Origin of the sequence: Campylobacter concisus UNSWCS (assembly GCF_000466685.1) — a bacterium.
Lineage (GTDB): Bacteria > Campylobacterota > Campylobacteria > Campylobacterales > Campylobacteraceae > Campylobacter_A > Campylobacter_A concisus_A.
The window spans coordinates 1-272 of the sequence record NZ_ANNG01000137.1 but is presented as its reverse complement, the minus strand read 5'-3'; the positions used below and the strand labels follow the sequence as shown (position 1 = coordinate 272).

At 34.6% G+C, this 272-nt stretch carries 1 protein-coding gene; it reads right to left on the bottom strand.

What is annotated here, in order from left to right; translation table 11 throughout:
* Positions 1 to 73 precede the first annotated feature (73 nt).
* The coding region (locus UNSWCS_RS11245; RefSeq protein WP_035144252.1) for a host-nuclease inhibitor Gam family protein at positions 74 to 272 on the bottom strand (199 nt) is incomplete at its 5' end.

The following is a 272-nucleotide window of genomic DNA, read 5'->3' as shown; positions in this document are numbered from 1 at the left end:
TTATCAAGCTCGGCGATTTTTTTAAAAATTCTCTCAAAATCGGCTTTGTCTTTTATTCTGTATTTTGGCTCTATCATTTTCCTATCTCCAGGCTCTCTATCTTAGGTACTATCCTAAAATTATCTTTCACTACTCTTTTAAGACCAAGTTTTACTAGATCCTCGTCTTTTAGCTCCGCAAGTGCTTCTTTGTTAGGCTTTTCTTCATATATAATGCACTCTTTACCTAATCCAAATGCCTTTATTGAGCTTAACAAACTTTCAAGCTTGGCT